This is a genomic window from Pseudoalteromonas sp. S558, from assembly GCF_005886635.1.
GTDB lineage: Bacteria > Pseudomonadota > Gammaproteobacteria > Enterobacterales > Alteromonadaceae > Pseudoalteromonas > Pseudoalteromonas aliena.
In genome coordinates this window covers 1-338 of sequence record NZ_PNDU01000417.1, presented here as the reverse complement: position 1 = coordinate 338, position 338 = coordinate 1, and the positions used below count along the sequence as shown (strand labels likewise).

Here is a 338-nt window from a genome sequence, read left to right as displayed (position 1 = left end):
AAGTTTATTGTTAGGTATGTATATGGTTTTTCTTGAAAACTGATAAGTATGCATATCAATTTCATGCATAGTGGTTTTTATCCAATCAGTTTCGGCGACTTCACCATAATATTCACCGACCTGAATCCAATCGCCGACTCTAAATGGCCGCGTTGTCACTAAGTAAAAAAAGCCAATGACACACTGAATAAACTCACGTGTAGCAAGTACAATTGCAACAGCAAAAGCGGCAATTGAGAGAGCAAAGTTTTGTATTTCTGTAGACCATACAAACAGTAGTGATAACACCATTACAAAATTAATAAAGTGCTTAATATTATGTGCAATGTAGCGAATAT

At 35.2% G+C, this 338-nt stretch carries 1 protein-coding gene; it reads right to left on the bottom strand.

Translation table 11 applies throughout. The features are described 5' to 3' along the window. Nucleotides 1–338 (bottom strand): mechanosensitive ion channel family protein (locus tag CWB66_RS20240; RefSeq protein ID WP_138586823.1); only part of this gene is annotated, 338 nt, incomplete at both ends.